19 protein-coding genes and 1 pseudogene are annotated in these 19,085 nt (G+C 47.5%); 12 read left to right on the forward strand and 8 right to left on the reverse strand.

Annotation, left to right across the window (positions count from 1 at the left end; all coding sequences use genetic code 11):
* Positions 1 to 7: 7 nt before the first annotated feature.
* The 10 genes from DWY57_RS07020 (at position 8) to DWY57_RS07065 (ending at position 4,735) form a co-directional block, all read left to right on the forward strand.
* Positions 8 to 601, forward strand: coding sequence for a hypothetical protein (locus DWY57_RS07020; RefSeq protein ID WP_008143060.1), 594 nt, complete (start codon positions 8 to 10; stop codon positions 599 to 601).
* Positions 577 to 912, forward strand: a complete 336-nt coding sequence (locus DWY57_RS07025; protein ID WP_004293678.1) for a hypothetical protein — start codon at positions 577 to 579, stop codon at positions 910 to 912. The genes DWY57_RS07020 and DWY57_RS07025 overlap by 25 nt, the downstream gene beginning before the upstream one ends.
* 3 nt (positions 913 to 915) lie before the next feature.
* Positions 916 to 1,572 carry a hypothetical protein gene (locus tag DWY57_RS07030; protein WP_008143063.1) on the forward strand — a complete coding sequence of 219 codons (657 nt, stop codon included), beginning with the start codon at positions 916 to 918 and terminating at the stop codon, positions 1,570 to 1,572.
* Between the two features lie 22 nt (positions 1,573 to 1,594).
* On the forward strand, positions 1,595 to 1,903 hold the full coding sequence (locus DWY57_RS07035) for an LPD28 domain-containing protein (RefSeq protein WP_008143065.1): 309 nt from the start codon (positions 1,595 to 1,597) through the stop codon (positions 1,901 to 1,903).
* A 13-nt stretch (positions 1,904 to 1,916) separates the two neighbouring features.
* Positions 1,917 to 2,327 carry a hypothetical protein gene (locus DWY57_RS07040; RefSeq protein WP_087393883.1) on the forward strand — a complete coding sequence of 137 codons (411 nt, stop codon included), beginning with the start codon at positions 1,917 to 1,919 and terminating at the stop codon, positions 2,325 to 2,327.
* Positions 2,328 to 2,481: 154 nt separating this feature from the next.
* Positions 2,482 to 2,805: a hypothetical protein gene (locus DWY57_RS07045; RefSeq protein WP_004293682.1), complete on the forward strand. Its 324-nt coding sequence runs from the start codon at positions 2,482 to 2,484 to the stop codon at positions 2,803 to 2,805.
* Positions 2,777 to 3,433 carry a hypothetical protein gene (locus DWY57_RS07050; protein WP_008143069.1) on the forward strand — a complete coding sequence of 219 codons (657 nt, stop codon included), beginning with the start codon at positions 2,777 to 2,779 and terminating at the stop codon, positions 3,431 to 3,433. Before DWY57_RS07045 ends, DWY57_RS07050 begins: the two co-directional genes overlap by 29 nt.
* Positions 3,434 to 3,595: 162 nt before the next feature.
* Positions 3,596 to 4,126, forward strand: coding sequence for a hypothetical protein (locus tag DWY57_RS07055; RefSeq protein WP_004293684.1), 531 nt, complete (start codon positions 3,596 to 3,598; stop codon positions 4,124 to 4,126).
* Positions 4,123 to 4,521: a hypothetical protein gene (locus DWY57_RS07060; protein WP_008143073.1), complete on the forward strand. Its 399-nt coding sequence runs from the start codon at positions 4,123 to 4,125 to the stop codon at positions 4,519 to 4,521. Before DWY57_RS07055 ends, DWY57_RS07060 begins: the two co-directional genes overlap by 4 nt.
* Before the next feature lie 10 nt (positions 4,522 to 4,531).
* A complete protein-coding gene (locus DWY57_RS07065) occupies positions 4,532 to 4,735 on the forward strand; it encodes a hypothetical protein (protein ID WP_004303920.1) in 204 nt (67 codons plus the stop codon).
* Between the two features lie 366 nt (positions 4,736 to 5,101).
* Here DWY57_RS07065 and DWY57_RS07070 read toward each other — a convergent pair.
* From DWY57_RS07070 to DWY57_RS07085, 4 genes and pseudogenes are all read right to left on the reverse strand, one after another.
* A pseudogene (locus tag DWY57_RS07070) lies at positions 5,102 to 5,737 on the reverse strand (peptidase M3); the annotation flags it as partial.
* Between the two features lie 34 nt (positions 5,738 to 5,771).
* Positions 5,772 to 6,872, reverse strand: a complete 1,101-nt coding sequence (locus tag DWY57_RS07075) for an endonuclease/exonuclease/phosphatase family protein (RefSeq protein ID WP_117600125.1) — start codon at positions 6,870 to 6,872, stop codon at positions 5,772 to 5,774.
* A 92-nt stretch (positions 6,873 to 6,964) separates the two neighbouring features.
* Positions 6,965 to 7,855, reverse strand: coding sequence for a rhomboid family intramembrane serine protease (locus DWY57_RS07080; protein WP_117964656.1), 891 nt, complete (start codon positions 7,853 to 7,855; stop codon positions 6,965 to 6,967).
* Positions 7,836 to 8,519 (reverse strand): rhomboid family intramembrane serine protease, encoded by a 684-nt coding sequence (locus DWY57_RS07085; RefSeq protein WP_165491367.1) that lies wholly within the window; start codon positions 8,517 to 8,519, stop codon positions 7,836 to 7,838. The genes DWY57_RS07080 and DWY57_RS07085 overlap by 20 nt, the downstream gene beginning before the upstream one ends.
* Positions 8,520 to 8,765: 246 nt before the next feature.
* On the opposite strand from DWY57_RS07085, the gene DWY57_RS07090 reads away from it, so the two are divergent.
* Together DWY57_RS07090 and argS are read left to right on the forward strand one after the other, a co-directional pair.
* Entirely contained in the window at positions 8,766 to 9,032 is a 267-nt protein-coding gene (locus DWY57_RS07090; RefSeq protein WP_117878811.1) for an HU family DNA-binding protein, read from the forward strand.
* A gap of 155 nt (positions 9,033 to 9,187) precedes the next feature.
* Positions 9,188 to 11,005 (forward strand): arginine--tRNA ligase, encoded by a 1,818-nt coding sequence (gene argS / locus DWY57_RS07095; protein WP_119961481.1) that lies wholly within the window; start codon positions 9,188 to 9,190, stop codon positions 11,003 to 11,005.
* 142 nt (positions 11,006 to 11,147) lie between these two features.
* Here argS and topA read toward each other — a convergent pair whose 3' ends face one another.
* The 4 genes from topA to DWY57_RS07115 form a co-directional block, all read right to left on the reverse strand.
* A complete protein-coding gene (topA, locus tag DWY57_RS07100; protein ID WP_119961482.1) occupies positions 11,148 to 13,538 on the reverse strand; it encodes a type I DNA topoisomerase in 2,391 nt (796 codons plus the stop codon).
* Positions 13,539 to 13,683: 145 nt separating this feature from the next.
* Positions 13,684 to 15,315, reverse strand: a complete 1,632-nt coding sequence (locus DWY57_RS07105; protein WP_119961483.1) for a TonB-dependent receptor — start codon at positions 15,313 to 15,315, stop codon at positions 13,684 to 13,686.
* A gap of 15 nt (positions 15,316 to 15,330) precedes the next feature.
* Positions 15,331 to 18,375, reverse strand: coding sequence for a tetratricopeptide repeat protein (locus tag DWY57_RS07110; protein ID WP_119961484.1), 3,045 nt, complete (start codon positions 18,373 to 18,375; stop codon positions 15,331 to 15,333).
* A 104-nt stretch (positions 18,376 to 18,479) separates the two neighbouring features.
* Entirely contained in the window at positions 18,480 to 19,019 is a 540-nt protein-coding gene (locus DWY57_RS07115; protein ID WP_119961485.1) for an NUDIX domain-containing protein, read from the reverse strand.
* Positions 19,020 to 19,085 lie beyond the last annotated feature (66 nt).

The following is a 19,085-nucleotide window of genomic DNA, read 5'->3' on the forward strand; positions in this document are numbered from 1 at the left end:
ATGATGCATGATGGAAAATATATTCATACTGCCCGGAAACGAACAGGAACTGTTTAACCGGTATTTAGATAACAACGAATACGGCCCTCTGAAAGAACGGCTGGAACTGGTCAGGAAAGCCTTGAGCAACAAGCTTTCCCCGGATGAACGCAATAAGCACGGGCTGAACGTGGGTGTGCATGAACTGTCCATGGAACGTAAGGAACTGGAAAGAAAGATATTCCAAATGGCACTCAAATCCTTTGCAGAACGGGTTTGTGACGAGCAACGCGCTCTTTGCGAACAGGGGTTCTGGCAGGCACCGTGCGGCAAAGAGGCGGAATATATCTCCTCCGCTCCGGTTCCGGACCTTGTAACGGACGTGAAGCAGTACAAGACCATTTGCCGCTGGTGGGAGAAGCTGTCCGATACCAGGAGGCTGAAGGTAGCGGCGATGTTTGCAAACGAACTGGGACCGATATACGGGCACGACACCGAAACGCTGGAACGGATTTATAGCCGCTGGTTTCTACTCTCCTTAGATGGCAAACAACGCATCTACCATTCATGGACCACAAACGAAAAACAGACTTCACTATGCCATACAAAAGCTCGGGAATAATCATCAGCGGGACACAATATGACCGCAGGCAGAAGCTCACTCCTTTTCAGAAGGCTGAAATTTTCCACCGTTACATGACAGAAGCTGTCAGCCAGCGCCAGCTTGCCCGGGAATACGGTGTCAGCCGCAGGCTGATAACCTTCATTGTGAACCCAGAAAGCGAAGAGCGGAACAAGGAACTGCTGAGAGAGAACAAGGCAAAAGGCTTGTATAAATATGACCGGAAGAAACATACCGAAAATATACGCAACCACCGTCGTTACAAACAGAGATTATTTCAAGAAGGTAAAATCATACTAAAAGATGGATAGACAATGAGAATACAGGAGAAACAAAAAGCGTTGGAACAGGAAGTTATAGCCAACCTGTGTGCGATACCGAAAATGCCGGAAAATATGTTGCCCCATACGGTATATGTCGAGGAGGAAGGGGAAGACGGGTATGGGCACGGGATACCGGTATACACCATGTACCGGTTGGAGGAGATACGCACGGACGGAAGCTGCACGCTTTACAACGCGGAAAGCCGGGAGCGTTTCACCTGCCGCCACCTGCATGAGATTAACATGGACTGGCTGGTGACAGTCTGGGAACGTTATCTGGAACTCTGTGTCGAGCAGGATATCTGGAAAGGGAATGCCGTTGCATTCCTGAAAGACCGTACCGGCAAACCGGAAGAGGAAATCATTTCATTCGTGGAAACCTCGTGGGACAAATGCCAGGCTTATACAGACAACCTCAAGGCGTTTCTTGGGGAAGATAAAGACCGGGAAATATGGATATTCTCTTTCCCGCTGGACGAATTTGAACGTGACGTTCCGGCCGGGAAAATCATCGTTGATTACGAAAATAACCCCGCAACGCGGGTTGAGAAGATGATACCGCTGGAATTTACGGCCAACATCAATGATGAATGTTTTGATGACCGGAACAATTGGGTAAGAGCCATTGAACTTCCCAAGCAGGAATAATAAACTATTTGAATCAATAAATATGATTACAAAAGAAAACATTGGCAACGAGACCTTTGAGTCTATGACCATCAATGACACGCCTGCATTGTTTACGGATATGCGGATTGACCGGAATGCCGTTCCGGAGGGACTGTACGCATACGATATCCGGGAGTCGGATGACGGGGACCGTCTGGCGACCATCGAACCGACGGTGATGGTAAATCATGGCGGAACCATCCTGACCAGGAAAGAGTTTATCACGGAAAAGGACGGCTATGTACAGATTGACGAATACGGTTTCGAGGACTCCATGACACTGGAAGAGTGGCTTGAGGAAAACAATTAAATGTATAAAGGATATGGATATTAAGGAACTGACAGAAAGGTATCGGGATCGTTTCGATGCCCATTACCTGCAAGACGATAACGGAACCGGCAGAAAAGGTCGGAAACGGAAAAAGGAAGTTGAGACCCCGAATTTTCTCAAGGATGTCATCCGGCCGATCCTGGACACTTTGCCGGACTTGTTGCTGGAGTACGGGTTCACCAAAACTACGGATGATTACGCCATGTACGGCGAGTATTACCGTATCAAGGCGGGTATCGTCCTCGTGGGAGGTTTTTCCATCGATGAGGATTTTAACCTGTACTTCACGCCATTGTTCCATGGCAAAGCCTGCGGTAAGAGTCAAAAAATCGACAGCATCGGACAACTCGTTGAAATCATCCGCGAACAATTTGAAAGAAGGGAGGTGAAGATGAAAGGATAGTTTCATGCAATAGACATGGGTCGTTCCGTAATTTATTGTATATTTGTCAGATGAAGAAAGTCTGTATATGTATTTCGGACGAAAGCCCGGCAGTTGAACGGATTACAGGCACTTTCATGTTTGGCTGACATCAAACCTAATATATCTATTTGATATGAAAAAGGAAGAGATTATTCGCCGCTGTTACGGCGGCATGAAGGAAAGGCATGGCGTGGAAACCATCATCCTTTTCCATGTCGGAGATTCATTCGAGGCGTATTTTGATGATGCCGAAACGATTACCCGGATCACGGAAGTGCCCCGGTTCAAGATGACGGCGGCGGGTATACCTGCCATCAGGATTTCCGACGCCGCCTTGGAAGAATGTAGAAACCGGTTGCTGGATGCAGGATGCAAGGTATGCGTGTCCGAGGTCCGGGGGGTATCCGGCCGCCACATTCTCAAAATCAATGAAACAAATACGGAAACGGGCCGATGAATTGGTATTGATAGCGGCAGCAATAGGTCCTTGGACACTGTTGGTGGTAGCGGTATTAATCATCGGAACGCTGAAATGCTGTCTGACCACGGACTCGGACAGCATTGACGAAAGTATCAACAAATCACCGGGGATAGTCGCGCATGTCATGGTACTGGACAGTACGGATAATGGTTTTCGGGTGGTTTATGCGACGGCTGAGCCGGTAACGGATGAAAGGTTTGCCGAGATATGCGACAGGCCGGGTATTCTGGAGGGGTTCGAGAACCTGAAACGGAAAGCTCCCGAACACTTTGGCGGCAACCTGCTGGAAACCGACATCTGTGACTTCGCGTTGTACGCCTACCGGTTTCCTATCGATAAGGACGTACGGATACACAATATCTTTGTCGCCGGTAAAGAGAAAATGGACTTCTATGTCCGGAACAACCCGGACCTGCCCGGGTGCGCTACATGGATGCACCACGGTACGGAACAAGGGAACCAATATCTGAATGCTGACGATATAAATCACTGTATACCCAACGGAAGGCGGATTTACCGTTATTGGAAATGCCGTTATCTACTGCAAACTTCTGATACTGACGAGCGTTTCAGTCATTTTACAGAGGAGGAAAGGCTGTACTGAATGCAGCCTTTTCTCTATATATATTACACATAACCATCTGAAAATTAATAACTAAAACGTTTTGTTGGCGTGAAAAATTGGCATATATTTGTATGGAAAAGTGACCCATTGAAAACAGATTGTCAATTGAAAGCAATAGATTGAATATGAAAGAACAGTAATATGACATCGGAAAAATCGCAACTGAAGTTTGCGAGATCGGAAGAGACGGGCGAACTGATAGGGTTCGTTTCGCGCCATTCCAAGACACGTAAATTGATGGGAGTCCGTGAAGACTCAAGATTCGGCAAGCAGATTTGTGTCCTTTCGGAAGACCTGAAAGGAACTCTCGAGCCAAACATACTATACTCGGTAGAGTTGAAACCCATGCACAAAGCCAACGGGTATGTAGTCGTTGCCGCTACCCCCGTGTTATTTCAGGCGCATGTGGAAACAGTGATCGTCCCGAAGACATTGTATCAAGTAACTGTGACGTTCGGCAACAAAAAGATTTTCTTCGACCCGAAAGACGGCAAGAGCGTAATGAGCCGCACAATAGACGGTGTGCTGGAAATCCTCAAGGGACGCAAGGATATCAAGTACAAGGAAGGTGTCATCACCGACTATCTGAATCAGGCGCGTGCTCTGGTACGACGTATGGAATCCGACGGGTTCATCTATACGGGAGACAGACATCAGGGAGGAATTCAATGAAAGAAAAACCGGTCGTGGGTATTGCGACCGACGGTGCCCATTCTGCAAAAGAGAGGTTGACACGCTTCCGGGCTGTCGACCTCTCTTCAGGAAAAGAACTCTTTTCCAAAGCTATCGGTAACTGGACGAACAATATCGGGGAGTTTCTCGGCATTGTCGAGGCGGTCAGATATGTCATGGAACATCCGGAAAGTCCGCGAACAATCTACTCGGACAGCATTACAGCCATCACGTGGTATTGTAACAAACAGACAGCCTCTTCACGCAGATGCCCGGCATTGCAGAAAGCGGAGATATTCCTCAAAGTGATGGAGGCAAGAATCAAGGACATCGAAGTGCTGCACTGGGACAACCGCCTGTGGGGTGAGATTCCTGCCGACTTCGGAAACAAATAACAACATCAATATGGCAAAATTAAAATCACAGTCACAGAAATATGTTGAGCTGAAGGAGGAAGACTACCTGCTGCTCATCGAGAATACCATCAAGATGGAAGCCCTGAAGATTGCCGGTATCGAAAAGATGCCCATATACAAGGCTATGGAACATATCCTTGAACACGAGCACATCGACCTGCTCGTCAAACCCGTTTCAAGGAGATATTCTTGATTTTTTTAGGTGGACAATAATACACCCCACAAGCAAAATCAATGCTTATCAGTACCAAATGATAGTATATAATAACAATTAATGTAAATCAATGCAAATCAGATGATTAAGAAAGTGGCGCATGTACGGAATTATCTATACCATACATGCGCCACTTTGCTCTATACACTTTTTGATTTCCTTGATTGATAAAAGAAGGTTCTTTTCCAGTGTTTTACAATCCGACTTTTTTATATACTTTTGTCTTCAGTATCAGTTGGTTATTGAAACCCTCTATGTATGCTTATAAGTAGAGATTAGCTTTTTTAAGCGAAACTAACTACTGGTTATCAATCAATTATCAAACAAAAAAAGTTTGCCGTGATGGTCTTCTTCTTTTTCTACATAAAGCTTGAAATCGTTGTTTTCGTTCAGGATGTTGTTGCTGAACGTGATTCCGAGCGTGGAAAGCTGCTTGTTGATTTCGCGCAGGCGGGCTTGTTTGTCGGCCGGAAGATTGGCGCCGGAACGGACAAAACCCTTATAAGTCTTTTCCAGCAGTCTTTGTTGCTCACGGGTCAGACCGAGAGCATCTTTCTGATTGTAGACAGCATCTATTTTCTTGAAAAGCTCCTGATTGAGTGAGATGTTGTCTTCGTGTTCGGCCAATGTCGGGGCCAGTTTCATGGAAAGGGCTGTCAGTTCATCGGTAGTTTCGGCCTCCGTCAGGTTGAAGAATACACCGCCTACACGGTCCAGAGTTGGGGAGCTGTTGTCGAGAGCAACAACGACATTTTCGAAAGTGGGAGCTTCCGTATTGGCAATGATGGCTTGGATATTGGCATTCTGCTCTTCTATACCTTTCTGGAATGCGGGTTCATAGTGCTCCAACTTGATTTTATCGAATGGAGGCACTCCATTGGGTGTTTGAAACTCGGTAAGGAACGGATTGCTTTCCGTCTGGGTGGCACAGGAGTACATCATACAACTTGCTGCTAAAATTAGAATACATTTTTTGAACATTGTTTTCTAAGTATTAAATGTTAAGTATTAATTCTCAATTCTTTTTGGTGATATAACACCATATCGGATAGTGGTCTGAATCCTTGATGGAACGGTCTACTGTACAATTGTAGGCTTTCAGGTTCTTGCTGGTCAATATATTGTCTATCCGAAAATAGAATCTGTTCTGATTGTAAGAAATTCCTAATCCCCGTCCTGATTTGGTGAATGCATCGTCCAGATTTTGGGCGATGGTACGATGAGTATAAGAGATGGGGGTGTCGTTGAAATCGCCACATACAATGATACAAGGATGTGGTGAAGCTGTTATTTCGTGTGCAATCGTGTCAGCTTGCGGTGCGCGGATGGCTGATGCCTCTGCTAATTTACGTATGAGCAGGCGCATACCGCTTTTCACCTTTTCTTTTTCAGGGGATTTCAGCATGTTTTCGTACACGGCTTTATCGGCTTTGGTCAATTTGTTGGACTCCAAATGATTGTTGATGAGGGTGACTGTATCCTCTCCTATTTTTACTTCATACAGTACCGAACCGTTGTACTCGCTGGAATAATCTAGTACACGTGCCGAGAGAATCGGATATTTGGAATAACATGCTATCTTGTTGGTATGCCCTTTTTCCCTGCCCACCGTGTTGATGCGGTGATATGGATATGCCTTGAGTTCCTGTTCCACATCTTTTTGCGAAAGGTGCCGGGATGATTCTGTCGTGGAGTATTCTTGGAGGCAGAGGATATCGGCATTACTTTCTTTTAAATAAGTCAGTATGGGATTCTTGCCATTCTGCTTGATGGCTCCGTCAAATCCCATGATGTTGTATGAGAGTAATTTGAAACTTGTTTCAGGCAACTTGTTTGTATGAAAGTTGATGGGCAGATAAGTGCGTGTCTGTGAATAACAAAGTAGTAATCCTATCAAGGGAAGCAATGCGGTTTTGTAACGCTGGATGACCAGCCAAAAGATGAAGAAGCCTATATTTATCATCAGAAAAACGGGAAATGTCAGTCCCAGGCACGACTGCACCGGATGTGTGACCGGCTGTATGTGCGGACTATAGGCGGTAAACAGTAGCAAGCCCGTAAACAAGGCATTGACCGCCAAAATCAGGAGGGCGACAAAATTACCTAAATACTTCATTATAATAATTGAAAATTGAAAGGTGAAAACTGAAAATAAGAGTGGCGGCTATTTTCTCATTCTCCATATTCCACTTTCCGTTTTCCATTTGTTTAACGTTTACTTGCGTCGAACAAGCTTTTCTTTTCCTCCGTAGTAAGGCTTTCGTATCCCGATTTCTTTAATTTGTCGAGAATGCGGTCTATTTCGTCGGATTGGGCTTTTTTCCGTGCGTTGTAATCATAATCTTTTTGTTTACTGGTACCGTAATGTACTTTCATTTTCGGCTTTCGGGGTTTAAAGCTGACGATGGAAACTAAAGCATCCAGACATTTGTTTATACATGAGGTCAGGTCACTGCCTTTGCTGAGGCTGGCAGCAAACCATAACCCTGCCAGCGCACCTCCCAAATGTGCGATGTGTCCACCGGCATTGCTGGAGGTAATGAATAGCAAATCGGTGCCTATAACGATAAGCGCCAGATACTTCAGTCGGATGGTTCCGAAAAGAAATAGATGTATCGGATAGTTGGGCTCACGATAGGCTGTGGCAGCTACGATGGCAAGCACGGAAGCAGAGGCACCCAGCATGAAAGAGTAATTTATCATGGGGTGGAAGTACGGGAAAATATGATAGGCGGCAATATAGAGCAAACCACCGCAGATTCCTCCCAAAATGTACACACCACGCAGATGCTTTGCAGAAAAGAAGTTCAGGAATAGTGCTCCGAACCAATAAAGCCACAGCATGTTGAAAAGAATGTGCATGAATCCTGCATGCATGAACATGTACGTCAGCAGTGACCACGGTTGCAAAATGAAGCGTGAAAGTGATGCCGGTAATTCCAGCCATTCGAATATTCCCATCATACTCCGATTGAACAATTGGAGCATGACTTCAGTCAGAGTGGTGAATATGAATACCGCTGCATTGATGTAAATCAACTGGATATAGATATTTCCTCTGCGAAAGTTTTCTTTCAAATCAGTTATAATAGTAGCCATTTCCTCTGTTCTTTTTTCTCCAATACATAATCAAGATAAAACCGAATACCATACCGCCCAGATGTGCAAAGTGTGCCACATTGTCTCCTGCGTTATTTGCAAATCCGGCATATAGCTCAATCAGGGCATATCCGATAACAAAATATTTGGCCTTGATGGGAACCGGTAGTGGGAAGATGAACATTTGCTGGTTGGGGAACAACATGCCGAATGCCAGCAGAATGGCGTATACTGCTCCCGAAGCTCCCACGGTAGTCATCATATTGAGATATTCCTCCATCGGGATGATGGCCATGCCGGTATTTACGCTGTCATAGGCGGAAAGTACTGTCTCATAATGAATATACTGTACCACCTCCTGGATAATTCCGGCTCCTATACCGCACACCAGATAGTAGAACAGAAATCGTTTTGGCCCCCATACCTGCTCTAAAATACGTCCGAACATCCATACGGCAAACATGTTGAAAAATATGTGCGCGAATCCGGCGTGCATGAACATATATGTTATCAATTGTGCTGCATTGAAATCTTCGGCAAGAAAAAAATGCAATCCCAGATATTGGGCGAGGTCGATGCCGTAGCTTTGGGCGACGATGGTACCCAGAAACATCAGCACATTAATGATTAAAAGGTTCTTGGTTACAGTAGGTATAGTATTCATAATCTGTTGTTTCAATTCATTTTACAGTTCAAAAACAGTTGCCTGTTTTTGCTTTCTCCGGCAAAAATACGAATAAATTCTGTTCTATAACAGAAAAAGCAGATTCTATTCCTTCTTTTTCGTTGTTTTCCAATATTTTTTTAATGTTTTTATTTGATATTCAGAAATATTGCTCTATTTTTGTGGAGGTTTGTGATGAAAAGTAAAAATATCTTTTGTGTAACATATTAATTAATTTTAAGCATTATGAATAAGGCGGAACTTATTAGCGCTATGGCAGCGGAGTCTGGTTTGTCAAAGACTGATTCAAAGAAAGCATTGGATGCATTTATCGCATCAGTCACTAAGGCAATGAAGGCCGGTGATAAAGTATCATTGGTTGGTTTTGGAACTTTCAGTGTGGTGGAAAGAGGAGCGCGTATGGGTATCAACCCCTCTACTAAAAAGCCTATCGAGATTGCTGCAAAGAAAGTTGTTAAATTCAAACCAGGTGCAGAATTGACAGCTGAATAAAAACAGTATACTCAACATACAAAGAGGGGACGTTTTGCAAAGAGCGTCCCCTCTTTGTATGTTGAATATCTTGTGAGTCAATAAAAACAAGCCTGCTTGTTTTGTTCTGATTTCGGTTTACGCTATCTTTGCACGCAGGAAAATACATTTGAATCATGAATATAGAACAGAAACTGGTATCGTCCGTTATCGGCGGGCTGAAAGCGCTTTACGGACAGGATGTTCCTGCCGCACAAGTGCAGTTGCAGAAAACCAAGAAAGAATTTGAGGGACACCTCACACTGGTTGTATTCCCTTTCCTCCGTATGTCCAAGAAAGGACCGGAGCAGACAGCACAGGAAATCGGTGAATACTTGCAGGCAAATGAGCCTTCGGTTGCAGCATTTAATGTCATCAAGGGCTTTCTGAACCTGACCATTGCCTCCTCTGCATGGATAGAATTGTTGAATGGCATTCATGCAGACAAGCAGTACGGCATCGTGGCCGCTACTGACAACTCTCCATTGGTGATGATTGAGTATTCTTCTCCCAACACCAACAAACCGCTTCATTTGGGCCATGTACGCAATAATCTTTTGGGAAATGCGTTGGCTAATATAGTGGCTGCCAACGGTAATAAGGTAGTAAAGACAAATATTGTCAATGACCGTGGAATTCATATCTGCAAGTCCATGTTGGCATGGCAGAAGTACGGGAATGGTGAAACTCCCGAATCATCCGGCAAGAAGGGAGATCACTTGATTGGCGATTACTATGTTTCCTTTGACAAGCATTATAAGGCGGAAGTGAAAGAACTGATGGCCAAGTTCCAAAGTGAAGGCATGAATGAGGAAGAAGCTAAGGCTAAAGCGGAAGCTGAATCTCCTTTGATGAAGGAGGCTCGTGAAATGCTGGTAAAGTGGGAGGCCAATGACCCGGAAGTACGTGCGCTTTGGAAGAAGATGAACGACTGGGTGTATGCAGGTTTTGACGAGACTTACCGTATGATGGGTGTAACTTTTGATAAGATATATTACGAATCAAACACGTACCTCGAAGGTAAGGAGAAGGTAATGGAGGGCCTGGAGAAAGGCTTCTTCTACCGGAAAGAAGATGGCTCTGTATGGGCGGACCTCACGGGCGAGGGATTGGATCACAAGCTGCTGCTGCGTGCGGATGGTACCTCCGTCTACATGACGCAGGATATCGGTACCGCTAAACTCCGCTTTGCAGATTATCCCATCGACAAGATGATTTATGTGGTAGGCAACGAACAGAATTACCACTTTCAGGTACTTTCCATTCTGCTCGACAAACTGGGCTTCGAATGGGGTAAAGGGTTGGTGCACTTCTCTTACGGTATGGTAGAACTTCCCGAGGGCAAGATGAAGAGCCGTGAAGGTACCGTAGTTGATGCTGACGACCTGATGGCGGAGATGATTGATACAGCCAAGGAAACCAGCAATGAACTGGGCAAACTGGATGGTCTGACAAAGGAAGAGGCGGACAATATCGCCCGTATCGTTGGTCTGGGTGCCTTGAAGTACTTCATCCTGAAAGTGGATGCCCGCAAGAACATGACATTCAATCCAAAAGAGTCCATCGATTTTAATGGTAATACGGGACCGTTCATCCAATATACTTATGCACGTATTCAGTCTGTTCTCCGCAAGGCAAAAGAGGCCGGTATTGAAATCCCTGCCCACTTGCCTGCCGGCATTGAACTGAGTGAGAAGGAAGAGGGACTGATACAGATGATTGCCGACTTTGCCGCTATTGTGAAGCAGGCAGGTGAGGATTACAGCCCGTCCATCATTGCAAACTATACGTATGACCTTGTGAAGGAATACAACCAGTTCTATCATGACTTCAGCATTCTGCGTGAGGAGAACGAAACAGTGAAGGTATTCCGCCTTGCATTGTCCGAGAATGTAGCCAAGGTGGTACGTCTAGGCATGGGATTGCTGGGAATTGAGGTACCGGATAGGATGTAAATATCACACTATAAAAGAATAAGCCCGAGGAAATTTCCTCGGGCTTATTCTTTTATAGTGTGATATTTATATTTGTGATAGAAATAATGAAAGTTTAAATTATAGTCCCCTTTCTCCTCATTTTATACGTGTAGACTAAGTCCTATTTTGTCTTGCTCGTCTTGGCGGTTGTTTTCGTAGTTTTCGTTGCTTTCACCGCCTTTGCAGTCCGCTTAGACTTGCCCGTATCCTTGTCGCTTTGCAGTTTCACAATTTCCAGACAAGCCTGAAGGTTCAGGTCTTGAGGGATGATGTCTTTAGGAACCTTGTAGTTGCTGCCTTTATAAGCGATGTAAGGGCCATAGCGTCCATTCAGGATTTCCAGTTCCGGTTCTTCCTCAAACTTCTTGATATGTTTCTGGGCTTCTGCTTCTTGTTTCTTTTGCAAAAGTTCAATAGCTTCTTCCAGCGTAACGGTCATCGGGTCCATTGTCTTGGGTAACGAGGCATACAAGCCGTTGTTCTGGATATAAGGTCCGAAACGTCCCGCACCTACGACTACATTCTTGCCTTCATACTCTCCGAGAGTACGGGGAAGTTTGAACAGCTCCAGCGCTTCTTCCAGCGTAATGGTCTCGATGGACATTTCTTTTTTTACCTGGGCGAAACGGGGCTTTTCCTCATCTTCGGCAGTACCTATCTGTGCTACTGGGCCGAAACGTCCGATTTTTACAGACACTTGTTTTCCGCTGACGGGGTCTGTTCCTAGAATCCGTTCGCCTGCCTTGTGGGCGGTTTTCGCGGCAAGTGTGTTTTCTACTGAAGGATGGAATTTCTTATAGAATGTTTTCAGAATGGCGGTCCATTGCTTGTCACCTTCGGCTATTTCGTCGAATTGCTTTTCGACGCTCGCAGTGAAGTTGTAGTCAAGGATGTCCGGGAAGTACTCTATCAGGAAGTCATTGACCACAATACCGGTGTCTGTCGGCATCAGTTTTGACTTTTCAGCTCCGGTGATTTCTGTATGGTTGTTGTCCGTTATTTCATTACCCTGCAAGTTAAGCACATTGTAGGTGCGTTCTTCACCTGCTTTTTCTCCTTTTATCACGTATTCGCGTTGCTGGATGGTGGAAATGGTCGGAGCATAGGTAGACGGACGTCCGATACCCAGTTCCTCCAATTTGCGCACAAGGCTTGCTTCCGTGTAGCGGGGAGGGTGTTGGGTGAAACGTTCGGTAGCGGTGATACCTTCATGTTCGAGCTTCTGTCCTTTTTTCAGAGGGGGCAGTAGGCGTGCCTCATCTTCCTGGGTTTCTACGTCATCATCGTATGATTCGCGGTAGACACGGAGGAAACCGTCGAATTTCACCACTTCGCCGGTTGCAGTGAAAGTCTCCGTCTCGTTGCTGATAGCAATGGTTACGGTTGTCTTTTCCACTTCGGCATCTGCCATCTGCGAGGCGATGGTACGTTTCCAGATGAGGTCGTACAGCTTTCTTTCCTGTGGGGTACCTTCTATCTTGGCATTCTCCATATAGGTGGGGCGGATAGCTTCGTGGGCCTCTTGCGCTCCTTTGGTCTTGGTGGCGAAGTGGCGGTTGTGTACGTAACGTTCGCCCATCAGGTTGGAGATGGTTTCACGGCTGGCGTTGACGGCAAGTTCGGAAAGGTTGACGGAGTCGGTACGCATGTAGGTTATCAATCCGGATTCGTACAGACGTTGCGCCACCATCATGGTCTGTGCCACGGTGAAGCCCAGTTTGCGGGCAGCCTCCTGCTGCAAGGTAGAGGTGGTGAACGGGGCTGCGGGAGTTTTCTTCAGCGGACGGGTAGTGATGTCGCTGATGGTAAACGTGGCTGCTTTACAGCTCTCCAGCAATTTCCGGGCTTCTGCCTTTGTCTTGAGCCGGTGCGCCAGTTCGGCTTTCATTTCCACTGTTTTGCCGTCAGTGTCCGGAACGAGGAATACGGCGGTAACACGGTAGGATGCTTCGGTCTGGAATGCATGTATCTCGCGTTCGCGCTCTACAATGAGACGGACGGCTACGGACTGTACACGGCCTGCAGAAAGGGCAGGTTTCACTTTCTTCCACAATACCGGTGAAAGTTCAAAACCTACGATACGGTCCAGGATACGTCGGGCTTGCTGGGCATCGACCAGGTTGATGTCAATGTCACGGGGATTTTCTATCGCTTTCAGGATGGCACCTTTGGTGATTTCATGGAAGACGATGCGTCTGGTGTGTTCCGGCTTCAGTTTCAGCACTTCGTACAAGTGCCATGCGATGGCTTCCCCTTCGCGGTCCTCATCGGAAGCCAGCCATACGGTTTCTGCCTGCTCGGCTTCTTCTTTCAGCTGGGTTACGAGTTTCTTTTTATCCGCCGGTATCTCGTAATGCGGTTTGAAGTCTTTGTCTACGTCAATACTGAATTCTTTTTTCTTCAAATCACGTATATGGCCGTAGCTGGAAAGGACTTTGAAATCTTTTCCAAGGAATTTCTCGATGGTTTTTGCTTTCGCCGGAGACTCGACTATGACAAGGTTTTTCTGCATAAATTTCTGTTTTTTAGTGACTCCCGCCACTGAATTCGCCCGCAAAAGTAGGAAAAAAAGATTCTTCCCACCTTATAATATAAGGAGAATTTAGCAAAAATGACCTTTTTTGTTCAATTTAGAGCTCCGGCTTGTGCTGCCCCTATTAAAAGAGGAAGCTTACTCCGCCTAAGAAACTGAGACCTTCTGAAGGGTATCCCCAGTAGTACTGGTAATCTTTGTTCAGCAAGTTGTTCACGCGCGCATACACGGAGATTCCTTTGAAGAGTTCGTAACTGCCGTTTAGATAGAGATTGCTGACGGGGTCTGCCTTGTTGCCCTCCACGCCTTGGCGTGAGATGTGCTGATAGCCGATGCCGACAAGCAGTGGGGAGATGGGGTGTACCTTGAGATTGAGATTGCCTTCTACGGAAGGTTTGAAGCTTACTACGACATCAGAACCGTCTGAGTCTGTTGTCCAATGGCGATAGACGGCATTGGCGGCGAGATAGAAAACATCCTTGTAGTTGTAGCTCAGGTCGGCTCCGGCGTAGAGGTTCTTGGTATCTTCTGTGAGGTAAACATTGCTTATCCCGTCGGACTTGACAGTCGGAGTGTCAATCAGGTCGTTTTTCAAATCTTGATACCCGCCGTATAGGTTGAACCACAATCCGCTGACCGGGCTTGCCTTGAAGCCGATGGCTGCGTTGAGCTGTTCGTAGGTATTGTCAAGCTGCTGGTTTGTAATGCCATAAGGCGTAATGGTTTCCAGACGGCGGAAATCGTTCTGCAGCCGTCCTCCCTTACCTTGTGCGTAGAGGATGTAGCTGTCCGAGAAGATGTATTGCATTTCTACGTCGGGAGCGGCGCGGAACTTCTTGCCGAAACCGAAAGCCAGGTCGACGTGTGCGCCGAGACGTATTTTCCAGTCGTCATTCTGAAAGAGATAGTATGGATTGAAGTCTACGTCGGTGTGATTCTCGAAACGTCCGTCGCTGTAGAATGTGTTGTCCATGGCAAAAGCCATGCCGATGGTCTGCTCATCGGAGATGGAACCGGTGACATCGGCTTTGGTGCGCACGATATTCTCTTTGATATTGCTCACCATGAGGTCGTGTTGGCGCTGGTAGACCAACAAATTGGTTTCGGCGCGGAATTGGAGAGGCATATCGTCGCTCGTGGAACTTACCCCGAAATGTACATCACCCGAAACGAATTTCTGCTTGTTGCTGACGAAGTCGGGCAGGAAGTTGAAATTGCTTTGGTCGAACTTTCCGGCAATATTCAAATCGACTTTGCTGAAGGCATGTACATAATCCATGGCAGCATGGGTACGGTAGTAGAATGAATTCCACTTCCCGCCATTATCCGGCAAGTCCAGTTTGCCATCCATGCCATCCATTGTGAATGTCAGGTTGAGGCGGTCTTTGGGGGATAAAGAGAAGAGGTAGTTGGCGCGTACATCGAGGTTACCGTAGTTACCGTATCCCAAACGTATATATCCGGGCAGTGCTTTCGCCTGCGTCTCTTCTCCGGTATAGGCTTGCATGATGCCTGCGGGGATTTGGGTTGCCGGCATCAGGGTGGCGTCATATTCCACCGCCTTTTTGCTGACGGTAGGAGGTTCCACCCTGGGAAGCACGTTCACTTTGGAGGCGTCCATGATGTCCGGATTATATTCTTGTTCCACGACTACCGTACGGTTCATGGTGGTGTCTTGGGGTTGTGTCTGGGCTTGTGCTCCCCAAGAGAGGGAGACAAGCATAGTTCCTGCGAGGATATATTGTTTCTTTTTCATAATGTGCTATATTTCTTACTTCAATTTCTCCAGTCTTTCGTTAATCATGCTTGCTATATCGTCGTCGGCCTGGTAGTTCTGCTGCAGGCTCAATAGGTATTGGCGTGCATCGAGCTTCTTGTCCATGGCTACATATACATCAGACAGAAGTATGAAACTGCGTGCCAGCCAGTAGGCATGCGGTGTACTCTGGTCGATGAAATTAAGGATTTCCTTTTCTGCAGAGGCATAATTACCGGTGTTGTACCATTGTAATGCCACCAGATATTTGGCTTCGGCTCCATAAAGGGTACGGGTGTCTTTGGCCAGCAGTTGAAGGTCATCCATTGCCTTCTTGTCGGCTTTCTGGTTGAGGTATGCCTTGGCACGGTAGTACAATGCCTCGTTCCGGAGCTCCGGAGACAGCTTGGCTTCGGCAAGCAAGGCTGTGGCGGCGTTGATGACTTCCGCATCATCATGCATCAGTGCTCCACAGCGTAGTACACCGATAGCGCCAAGCTGGCGGCGCTCTGCCGTGGTGGCTTTGGCTTGCAATTTCTTGTAGTCGGCCAATGCCAGGTCATATTGCTGGCGGTTGAACAGAATTTCTCCATGCATCAGCAAAGCCTCTTCAGAATATGGGTTATCGGGGTATTCCAGCAGTTTTCCGGCATGTTCCAATACCGCCTCGTCATCTTTCTGCTCTTTGCCTATGACGCAGAGGTAGTAGTGTGCATTCAGGCTGAAAGCGCCTCCCGGATAACTTTGCAGATAGCGGGTGAAGCTCTCTTTGGCAGGTGCGGCTTCGCCTTTCATATATACTTTTTCGGCAGCGATGTAAGTCAGCGAGTCTTGCTCACTGGGTTCGAAGCGGATTTCTCCCGGCATTTGGGCGGCAAGGGCGGCAAACTCATCCACGCGGTTGGCATCTACGTAGATGGACTTCAAGTCGCGCATGGCAAGGCGGGCTTCCTCGCTTCCGGGATATTGGGTGACTACATGTTTGTAGGCTTCTATGGCACGGTCATAGTCGTCGTTCTGGTAGTAAAGCAGGCCGATTTCGGCGGCGGCTTTACGGCTGACGGGGCTTTCGGGGTATTTGGCAAGCAGCTCGCGGAAGGTGGCGATAGCCTGGCGGCTGTTGTTGCTCTGTACGTAGGAGCGTCCCTTCTCGTAGAGGGCATTGATGGCGTAGGGCGAGTTGGGATATTTGGCTGCAAGTCGGTCCAGCATGCTCACCTTTTCCGTATAGTTTTTCTGCATGCCATATACCAGTGCTAATTGATAGACGGCATAGTCTCCGGCGGGAGTGTTCAGGTTCTCGGCTTTGGCGTAGTATTGCTTAGCTTCCTCGAAACGGCGGACGTGCAGGTTGCAGTCACCGATGCGGTTGTAGGCATCTGCCAATGCGGTCGGGTTTTCGCCTTTCTCCAGTTGGACAAAGTTGCGGAAACGGTTCTCTGCCGTCGAATAGTCTTTCTGGTGGAAAGCGATGTAGCCCAGGTTATAGTAGGCAAGGGCAAACATTTCCGTATCCCTCTGCCGGGTGAGTGACAGATATTCGTTGAAATTGCGGGCGGCTTCTCTCATCCGGTTCAGGCGGTAATAAGACTCGCCGAGCCAGTAGAGGGCGTCTGCCTTGGTCTGGAGGTTGTATTGTCCCAGCGTGACGCTTTGGTTGAAGTAACCGATGGCTTGCTCGAACTGTGTGTTGGCAAAAGACTGGGTCCCGAGTTGGAACAGAATCTTCTGCTTGGCTTCCAGAATGGCTTTGCTGGGATGGGAGATGCGGTCGATGGATTTGAGTGCGGCATCGTAGCTGCGTGTATTCATGTACACTTCCACCAGGTAGTTGCTGACTTTCTCGGCATAAGGAGAGTTCGGGAACTCGTTCAGGAATTTTTCAAAGACGGTCACCGATTCGCCGAAAGCGGAATAGGAGGTCTCGTGGATGCATAAGGCGTAGTTATAGGCGGCTTGTTCCTTGACTTTCATATCGGCGTTGGAGGCGGCAGCCTGCTCGAAAGCCATACGCGCTTTGGTCTTGTCTGCCAGTTGCAGATAAGACAGTCCCATGTGCAGGTATGCGTTCTGCGAAAGGGCGTCGTTTTCGGCAGTCACTCTGCCGAGGACGGAGGGGACTTGCGAATACACGCCGCATTGATAATAGGACATTCCCAGCATGTAAAGGGCATCCCTTCTATGAGCGGCAGATTCGGCATTGTGTTCTATATATTGTCCGAAGGACTTTACGGCTTCGTGATACTTCCCGAAATGGTATTCGGCTGTACCGAGGATACGGTTCAGCTCCGCCGTGTGGGTGTAGCTCAGACCGTCGGGATGGGCTGACAGTGCATTCTGCGCCACGATTTCCGCCTTGTCGTACTGCTTCTTCAACAGATAGATTTCGGCGATGTAATAGGGAACCAAGTCCTTGTATTTGGCATTGTCCTGCAAAGGCAGGAAACCGCTGAGCGCTTCGTCATACCGTCCTTGGGTATATCGGATATAAGAGATGTAGTAAGCACAGTCCGCTGCATACTTGCGGCTGGTGCTACGCAGAGTCTCGAACCAGATGGCTGCTTCCTTTACGTTGCCCGTTTTCAGGTAGCAGGTGGCAAGGCGGTAGGTCATGTCGTCTCGCTCCTCGGAACCCAGCAGGTCGAGGCGGGCGGAGTTGAACATGGCGAGGGCATCGTCATAATTGCCTTCGAAGAAGTAGGCGGAGGCAATCAGTGCGTAGATGCGGTTGGCATGGGGAGTATCGGGATATTCGTCCAGGAAGGCACGGAGCAGGTCTATGCTTTGGGGGTCTCTGAGTTCGTATGCGGCGCATACCAGCATGTATTCCGCTTCCTGTCGCTCGCCCGTGTCGGGCAGAGGCTTGCCGTCTGCATTCATCTGGCGTACATAGGCTTGCAACGGGGAGATGGCGGCGGCATAGGCCTTTTGTTGGAACAACGTCTGTCCTTCCTGGTAGAGTCGCTTGGGAGAAGTATTCCTCTCGCTTGTTTGTGCTGAGGCGAGTAAAGGTGCGCAACAGAGTGCTGTGCACAATATTCGGGAGATTTTATGTTTCATCTTCTTTTGTTAGAATAGGTATTTTACAAAAATACGGGTTTTAACCCGGAAATGTTACACTTGTTTGGCTTTTTTAGGATATATACCATAATAGGAACGAATAATCATTCGCTTTTGTTCTTTCGCATGTCTTCCAGGAAGATACCCACTCCTTTGCGGATGGAGCCGAGCCCGAACTCTTCCGTACGGATATCTTTCAAGGGGAGGAAGAAGAGGTCTGCCACGTCGTCCATCGCCTTGAAGTGCAAGGTGTCCTCCACCGTACAACGGAAAAACATATCCAGCGTGTGTACGGGGAAGCCGGAATAGATGTAGATGTTGGGCAGGGAGAAGAGATATTCGGCCTTTGCCACCTTCATGCCGGTTTCTTCTCTTACTTCGCGGGCAACGCCTTCCTCGCCGGTCTCGGTCATGTCGATGAAGCCTCCGGGAAGGTCCAGCGTCCCTTTGGCAGGCTCTTTGGCACGGCGGCAAACCAGCAGTTCGTCGCATTCGTTCAGTATTAAGGCGACGGTGGCGGAAGAGGGGTTGAAGTAGTAGACGAAACCGCAGTCGGCGCATTGCTTTGACTTCCCGTTATGAACTTCGAAATGGGCTGAACCGCATTTCGGACAATATTTGAATTGCGAAAGTGGATGTTCCATGATATTTTAGCCTTTGTCCGGGGGACAAAGATAATGGAAACCAGGTGTAGAATGAAAGGAACAGAG

It is taken from the genome of Bacteroides sp. AF25-5LB (assembly GCF_003602965.1).
Lineage (GTDB): Bacteria > Bacteroidota > Bacteroidia > Bacteroidales > Bacteroidaceae > Bacteroides > Bacteroides uniformis.

Coding starts and splice junctions, on each gene's coding strand:
- DWY57_RS07050 (WP_008143069.1), top strand. CDS start 2,777: ATGAAACAAATACGGAAACGGGCCGATGAATTGGTATTGATAGCGGCA.
- DWY57_RS07090 (WP_117878811.1), top strand. CDS start 8,766: ATGAATAAGGCGGAACTTATTAGCGCTATGGCAGCGGAGTCTGGTTTG.
- DWY57_RS07110 (WP_119961484.1), bottom strand. CDS start 18,375: ATGAAACATAAAATCTCCCGAATATTGTGCACAGCACTCTGTTGCGCA.
- DWY57_RS07035 (WP_008143065.1), top strand. CDS start 1,595: ATGATTACAAAAGAAAACATTGGCAACGAGACCTTTGAGTCTATGACC.
- DWY57_RS07080 (WP_117964656.1), bottom strand. CDS start 7,855: ATGGCTACTATTATAACTGATTTGAAAGAAAACTTTCGCAGAGGAAAT.
- DWY57_RS07055 (WP_004293684.1), top strand. CDS start 3,596: ATGACATCGGAAAAATCGCAACTGAAGTTTGCGAGATCGGAAGAGACG.
- DWY57_RS07115 (WP_119961485.1), bottom strand. CDS start 19,019: ATGGAACATCCACTTTCGCAATTCAAATATTGTCCGAAATGCGGTTCA.
- DWY57_RS07020 (WP_008143060.1), top strand. CDS start 8: ATGATGGAAAATATATTCATACTGCCCGGAAACGAACAGGAACTGTTT.
- DWY57_RS07075 (WP_117600125.1), bottom strand. CDS start 6,872: ATGAAGTATTTAGGTAATTTTGTCGCCCTCCTGATTTTGGCGGTCAAT.
- DWY57_RS07040 (WP_087393883.1), top strand. CDS start 1,917: ATGGATATTAAGGAACTGACAGAAAGGTATCGGGATCGTTTCGATGCC.
- DWY57_RS07025 (WP_004293678.1), top strand. CDS start 577: ATGCCATACAAAAGCTCGGGAATAATCATCAGCGGGACACAATATGAC.
- DWY57_RS07085 (WP_165491367.1), bottom strand. CDS start 8,519: ATGAATACTATACCTACTGTAACCAAGAACCTTTTAATCATTAATGTG.
- topA (WP_119961482.1), bottom strand. CDS start 13,538: ATGCAGAAAAACCTTGTCATAGTCGAGTCTCCGGCGAAAGCAAAAACC.
- DWY57_RS07060 (WP_008143073.1), top strand. CDS start 4,123: ATGAAAGAAAAACCGGTCGTGGGTATTGCGACCGACGGTGCCCATTCT.
- DWY57_RS07065 (WP_004303920.1), top strand. CDS start 4,532: ATGGCAAAATTAAAATCACAGTCACAGAAATATGTTGAGCTGAAGGAG.
- DWY57_RS07105 (WP_119961483.1), bottom strand. CDS start 15,315: ATGAAAAAGAAACAATATATCCTCGCAGGAACTATGCTTGTCTCCCTC.
- DWY57_RS07045 (WP_004293682.1), top strand. CDS start 2,482: ATGAAAAAGGAAGAGATTATTCGCCGCTGTTACGGCGGCATGAAGGAA.
- DWY57_RS07030 (WP_008143063.1), top strand. CDS start 916: ATGAGAATACAGGAGAAACAAAAAGCGTTGGAACAGGAAGTTATAGCC.
- argS (WP_119961481.1), top strand. CDS start 9,188: ATGAATATAGAACAGAAACTGGTATCGTCCGTTATCGGCGGGCTGAAA.